The 6,311-nt window shown below is 63.7% G+C and carries 5 protein-coding genes; 3 read left to right on the forward strand and 2 right to left on the reverse strand.

Annotation, left to right across the window (positions count from 1 at the left end; all coding sequences use genetic code 11):
* The 3 genes from K228_RS29025 to K228_RS27875 form a co-directional block, all read left to right on the forward strand.
* Positions 1 to 373, forward strand: a 373-nt coding sequence (locus K228_RS29025; RefSeq protein ID WP_033777338.1) for a hypothetical protein, incomplete at its 5' end; no start/stop codon positions are given.
* Between the two features lie 96 nt (positions 374 to 469).
* Positions 470 to 1,417 carry a tetrahydrofolate dehydrogenase/cyclohydrolase catalytic domain-containing protein gene (locus tag K228_RS30510; RefSeq protein ID WP_425414542.1) on the forward strand — a complete coding sequence of 316 codons (948 nt, stop codon included), beginning with the start codon at positions 470 to 472 and terminating at the stop codon, positions 1,415 to 1,417.
* Positions 1,414 to 2,607 carry an amidase gene (locus K228_RS27875; protein WP_080671692.1) on the forward strand — a complete coding sequence of 398 codons (1,194 nt, stop codon included), beginning with the start codon at positions 1,414 to 1,416 and terminating at the stop codon, positions 2,605 to 2,607. The genes K228_RS30510 and K228_RS27875 overlap by 4 nt, the downstream gene beginning before the upstream one ends.
* Positions 2,608 to 2,721: 114 nt before the next feature.
* On the opposite strand, the gene K228_RS0123640 is transcribed toward K228_RS27875, so the two are convergent.
* Both K228_RS0123640 and K228_RS0123645 read right to left on the reverse strand, forming a co-directional pair.
* Positions 2,722 to 4,869, reverse strand: a complete 2,148-nt coding sequence (locus tag K228_RS0123640; RefSeq protein WP_155251627.1) for a P-loop NTPase fold protein — start codon at positions 4,867 to 4,869, stop codon at positions 2,722 to 2,724.
* A gap of 298 nt (positions 4,870 to 5,167) precedes the next feature.
* Positions 5,168 to 5,824, reverse strand: coding sequence for a recombinase family protein (locus K228_RS0123645; RefSeq protein ID WP_029723939.1), 657 nt, complete (start codon positions 5,822 to 5,824; stop codon positions 5,168 to 5,170).
* Between the last annotated feature and the right edge of the window lie 487 nt (positions 5,825 to 6,311).

Genomic DNA, 6,311 nt, shown 5'->3' on the forward strand with positions numbered 1-6,311 from the left:
CCTGGTACGTCTATATCGTCTCAGCGATCAGGTTACCGCAGTAGCGTCTGAGATCCGCTCCAACAGCGACAGCTACGGCATTGCCGATGACATGGCCGGCGTTGCCATGCAGGCGCTAGAACTTGCACAGGAACACCTCAACGTCGAGCCCAGAAACATCACCTGGATCGCCCATCACGGGAATTTCTCCTATTACGATGCTTTTGATCCAGACACATTCACCGCCATCCCCTTAACCTGGGACGGCTACCGCTACCAGGACAAACTTGAGGATCACCGCCTGCTGACCGAGAATCAGGTACACGAATTACTCGGCGGTTGCATTCTGGAGCCGGTGCCCGCCACACTCGCGCACCTCGGCTGGCCCAACTGAACGGTGCCAAATATGGTCACTGGAACCGAAAACCAAATCTCAGGCCGAGAGATCCTACGAAACGTCCATGATCTCTACGTCGGCTACCGCGACTCCATGGCATCTCTCGACAAGAGAGCAACAATCATCCGAGTCGAGGCCGCAACTCACGACCCTACGGATTGGAAAATACGCTCGGATGCCTCACGGATCTCAGCCGAACAGAAGGTCGCAAACTTTACCAAAATTGGCCTACATACCGACCATCTAGTTCTTCCGTCCCACGTCACCCCAGCGCAGTTCAGTGCCGCCATCGAAAGCGCTAACATCAGCCCCGCTGTAACCGCAATCATCGTGCAACAGCCAGTCCCGGCCCGGCTGCGTCAATTTGTGCAGGGTATCGCACCACACAAGGACATCGACGCCCTCACTGAGGCATCCAGCCGGCAGGTGTGTGCGACTGCCGAAGGGATCTGGCGAGTGGTACGACCCTTCGCCCAGGATGCGCCATCCATCGCTGTCGTGGGAGCCCACGGGTTTGTCGGGCGCGGTGTCGTCAGCCGACTCGCCGAGCACGGTCACAAACCGCGCCAACTCGATCTCGGCGACGACCTGGACGCAGTTCGAGAAGCCGATATCGTCGTCTCGGTAACCGGCAGCCCGGGCATCCTTGGCCCACAGCACATACGTCCACACCACCGGCTTGTGGTCGACTCCGGATTCGCGCCAGCACCCAACGGGAAAGTAGTTGGTGACATCTCCCCCGAGGCCACCAAGATCCCGCAAAACATTACCCCGGTACCTGGTGGTATCGGCCCCGTCGAGATGGCCGTCCTAGTCGAGCGGGCTATCCAAAAGGAGCTGCAACCTGAGCTGGAGTCGTGGCAGTACAAAGGACGTCCATATCAGGAACGCTTGAGTGAAGTCGACGCCTCCCGAGCTGCAGCCCTCGCCTTCCCCACCCCGACTCGCGTACCTCGCCAGGAGGGGCCGAGGACCACAAATCGGCCTCCCTACCAACAGGCTGGCCACGAACAAGGGACCGACCGAGACACACAGCGATGAGTTTGAACACCGACACTGACCCGGCGCCCCTCAACGCCGTCGAGATCGCAAGGATGGTCAACAGCGGTCAACTCTGCCCCGTGGGTGCCGTCGAGGCCGCCTTGAGACGTATCGCGGCCATCGACCACGAACTACGGGCCTTCCGAGAGGTCTGGCCGGACCAGGCACGTCGTGCCGCGTACGAGCTACAGCGCATTGTCAGCACCGGCGTCAACCTGCCTCTCGCCGGAGTCCCGATCGGCATCAAGGCCACCGAAGGCATCGCCTCGCTACACGCCAAACGCCTCATCGCCGCCGGGTGTATCCCGATCGGCACCACGGCCGTCCCCCGCGGCACCGATTGGCAGACCTGGGGGCATACGGACCGCGGGCCCACCACCAACCCATGGCGAGTCGACCGCACCCCCGGTGGGTCATCCGCCGGCTCCGCAGCTGCAGTCGCCGCGGGTCTCGTACCGCTGGCTACTGGCAACGACGGTGCCGGATCTCTCCGGATTCCAGCTGCCTGGTGCGGCATTCTCGGCGTTAAGACCACCAATGGCCTGCTGCCCTCCGTGAACGCTCTCAACGCACCTGGTCCGCTGGCTCGCACTGTCGCTGACGCCACCAGCTACCTCGACGCCATCCTCGGCACACGACTTGCCGAACACCTCGCCGCCCCGCCACGAGGGCGACCAATCCAAGCAGTGTGGTCAGTCGACCTCGGCTACGCCGAGGTCGACCAGCAGATAGCAAGAATCGCCCATGCTGCCGCAAACCGACTTGCCCATGACGGCTTCCTCCAATGGGTCGAACATGACCTAATCCTGAACGACCCTGAACCCGTATGGAAGGAACTCAGAACACAAACATCGCCCGGTAAAACTCGCCCCAAAGAACTGCACATGCACAACAACCACCAGCTAGCCAAACTGTTCTCCGCTGCCGATATCCTGGTCACACCGACAACCCCCTACACCGCTCACGGTCATGCGGGACCAGGTAAGCGCCTAAATGTAGCTCTGACCTGGGCATTTAATGTCAGCGGCCATCCAGCAGCCAGCATCCCTGCCGGCTTCGCCCCTGACAACACGCCTGTGGGCTTCCAAATCGTCGCCCAACACAACCGCGAAGACCTACTTATACGAACGGCTGCAGCCTTACAACACGCCCAACCGTGGCCGAGTGCATACAAAGAAGACGCCAAATGAGCCCCCCCCCCAAAAGCCACCACGGCCGCCGGGCACGGAGGCATCAGGGGCAAGGTGACCCGGACCGCAGCGCCGGCCACGGCGCGAGGACCGGAAGCACCGCGGCAGCCAGGCCTATCGGCGGGGTTCGCCGGGGCTGGTGTCCAGGCCTGCCTGTTTTCTAAGACGGCTGATGTGTACGTAGGCCAGTTCCACGCTGGTGGGCATGACGCTGCGGGCGACGGCGAGACGTTCAGCCACTTCCATCAGGTCGACGGTGGTGTAGGGAAGGAAGACTTGGAGGATCGTGCCGTAGTAGAACAGGGCGACGCCGATCTCCATCGCGATGCGGTCATCGATGACCGCATCTTCGTGGGGGGGTAGTAGCTTGCGCGCCGCGATCAGCAGAGCCGTGGGGTCTCGTTGGGGCCAGTCGGGGTCGGCTAGGAGTTGTAGGTGACGGACGGCGGCGGCGCCGTTCAGTTCGGTGTGGACTCGGCTGATAAGTCCGGATTTGAGCCGTTGGATCTCTTGGTGCACGAGTTCGTGCGCCAGTGGTGTGAGGTGGTCCTCTTGCAGACTGCGTCGCGAGTCGATGAGGGCGCGCGCGGATCGGATGAGGTCTCGGGGGATGCCACCACTGAGGCAGTGGCACAACGCGATGAACGCGGTGGGGACGCCGACCAGTCTGCGGGCGAGCAGGTCCTCGGACTGGTCTATCTGTAGGACGGGAAGCCGGACGACTTCGTCGAAGGTGCTGTCGATGACTGGCCTGATTCCGATCATCCGTCGTTCGAACTGGGCCAGGGCGTCCTCGGATACGGTCAGTAGGTAGGTGCAGTGGTTGAGCCCAAAAATTCCTTTTATGTCGTTGATGAAGCGTTCGGCGGCTTCGGCGTCGGTAACCCGATCGAGTTCGTCGATGACGATGATGAGGTTTTTGTCAGTGCCGGCGTGGCGCCGCCACCAGGTGACGAACATGTTGGCGAACTGCTGGTATGACCTGACAAGGTCGGGCAGGGACGCCGCGTGTTCCAAGAGCTGTCGTGTGTGCTTGCGCCCCAGTTCAAACCCGATCTTTGCTTTCAGCCCAGCGCTGTGCTCGGTGGAGACGCTCTGAAGGAACCGGAGTTTCTGCTCGTCTTGCACGGCGCGTTGAAGGAGGTCGGCGGCTCCGGGTAGACCCTGAGGTGGTCGGAGTGCACCGATCGATATCGTGATGACGACTAGCGCAGCGATGAAGGCACCGGCCTGCCAAGAATTGATCGGTGGGTGGCTGTCGGTCAGGTGTTGCGGGAGTTCGGCAGCAGTGACTTCCCACTGGAGCGCGGCGAGGTACCCCGCTGTCAGCAGCCCGATGCCCTGGACCGCAGTGATCAGTCTGTTCATGGCACGTCGCCACCGACTGTCGCGCACGGCCGAAACCCGCTGGGTCACATGGACGCACAGTTGCCGATGCAGTGCTATCACGAAGTCCCGGGCCTCGTAGGTGGCGGGCGCTTCCAACGACAGGCAGCTGTCGCCTCGAGCGTCGGCGTCGGCTGCGATGGCGTGCAGCAAGGTGCTCTTCCCTGCACCTCGAGGACCGCTGACCGCTACCGCCGATACCCCTAGCTCCCGGATGAGGGTAGAGATCCGCTCTTGTTCGACGCGGTCAATGTAGTAGCCACTACCCGCACGGGCGCCCAACGCGGGAGCCTCGTCAAACAGAAGCACGTCCGGCGAGTGCCGCTCGGTCCAGATGTTTATCGCGATCCGCACATGCGGCAGCAGGCTGTCGCAGGCCTGCCGTAACGCAATCCGGTAGCGAAGGAAGGCGGCCCATGCCGTGATGCCAAGCCCGACGATCATCGAGCCCATCACGATCACCGTGGCGAGCATGACCGCAGCCATACCCGTCGTCCCCAACTGCGCTACAGCCTCTCGTGTCCGCTGTTGCAACTCGTTGGGCACAGGAGGAATGTTTTTCATAGTGATCATGGCAACGAGCAGGCCCAGGCTGTAGGCGACCAGCCGGGAGCGCCACATCTCTCGGAGCTTGACGTACTCGATGATGCCCACGTGCGCGCGCCGCGTCACGTGGCCCCACACAAACTCCCTAGCAGGGTGAACCGACAAAAAGTGAGCGAACTCCGTTCTGGACAGTGCGTTCCTAACCGCCTCTTCGGCAAACCGCTTCGCGCGCCCGGCGCGCCACTGCCGCCGTAGATCGACGGCCAAGTCCACCGCCGACATTGCGTTGACTGTCAGCCACTGCACTACCCGCACGGTCTCGGCGCCCACACGAGCACCCCACCGAGTCGACGCGGGGTGTGCCTCCGGCTTACGCGCTGACACGCCCTCACCCACGTCTTGCCCACGGTCGGACTTCTCCGCGGCAATGCCGCCACCGCGCTCACCCCTTCGTGACTGCGACACACTCCCTCAATACCGGAAACAACCTCACGCATGGGGCGGACGTCGTCTTGACGACAAGGCGCTTGAGAACCAGGGTTCGGGAAGTCACGCCAGGCCGAGGTGAAGCGATAACGCGCGGTGGCAGGTCGCCTCGGCAGGCCTGGCGTTCGCTACGCGACCCCGGTTACGTCGACTTTGACGACGGCTGATCCGCGCCGTCGTCGGGTCGCAGCGCCCGGTACAGCGTGGAGCGGCCCACATCCAGGTGCGCGGCGATCGCCGTGACGGACTCGCCACGGGCCTGCCGAGCGCGGGCGACGTCAAGCTGGTCGGCGGTGACGGCGACCGGTCGGCCGCCGCGGCGGCCCTGCGCGGCCGCGGCCCGCAACCCGTCGAGGGTGCGTTCACGGATCAGCTCGCGTTCCAGCTCGGCGGCCAGGGCGGCGACGGCGAACAGCAGCCGGTCGGCGATGGTGGCACCGTCGGGACGGTGCACGCCGGCGCACACCCCCGTCAGGATCTCCAACACGACGCCCCGGGCGTGCAGCTCATCCTCGATAAAGACCAACAACTCCTTCATCGACCGGGCGACCCGGTCCGGCTTGTAGATCACCAGGGTGTCGCCGGGCTGAAGCCGATCCAGGATGGCGCGTAACTTCGGCCGCGCGCCACGGGTACCCGCCGTCTCCACCACTACCTCGCGGCAGTGCGCGCCGGCCAAGGCGTCGAGCTGCGTCTGGTGGTCCTGCCCGCGGGTTGACACCCGCGCGTAGCCGACCCGGATCCGATTGTGTGGCTGCTGCCCGGCGCTGGCCGGTACCACGGTGGGGGCGCTCGTCATGGCGAGCATCGTCTCAGAAACGTCCCGCAACCTGGGTGACGACACACTGGTTTCGAGACGAGTTTCGGGACTCGGCGGCCTGCGGAAACGTCGGCGGCCACCATCGCGACGGACCCGTCCCGGAAACCCTCGTTTCCGGGACACCCCAACCCAACCAAGATCACCACTAACGTGACTCTCCCGAACGTTGGTCCGCACGAGCCCCCGTCACCGGAAAGATCACCGGACGCCCTATCTGAGACAACATCCGTCGCTGGTGGACGTGTTTCGCCGTCGCGGCTGGCGGGTGTCCGTTGGGGTTCCCCTAACGGACACCAGCTCAACGACCGTCGATCGCCCCGGGTGGCCCGTGAAGATCAACCATTTGGCCCCTGGTGTCGTCGTTCTTACCAACACCCCAGGGGCGATGAGGACCGGCGATCCCGGCACCGGTGTCACCGGCGTCCTGGGCGGGTTGCGATCCCTGGTAGGGGCGATGAGGACTCGC

This window comes from Salinispora cortesiana (assembly GCF_000484695.1).
GTDB lineage: Bacteria > Actinomycetota > Actinomycetes > Mycobacteriales > Micromonosporaceae > Micromonospora > Micromonospora cortesiana.

Coding starts and splice junctions, on each gene's coding strand:
- K228_RS30510 (WP_425414542.1), top strand. CDS start 470: ATGGCATCTCTCGACAAGAGAGCAACAATCATCCGAGTCGAGGCCGCA.
- K228_RS0123645 (WP_029723939.1), bottom strand. CDS start 5,824: ATGACGAGCGCCCCCACCGTGGTACCGGCCAGCGCCGGGCAGCAGCCA.
- K228_RS27875 (WP_080671692.1), top strand. CDS start 1,414: ATGAGTTTGAACACCGACACTGACCCGGCGCCCCTCAACGCCGTCGAG.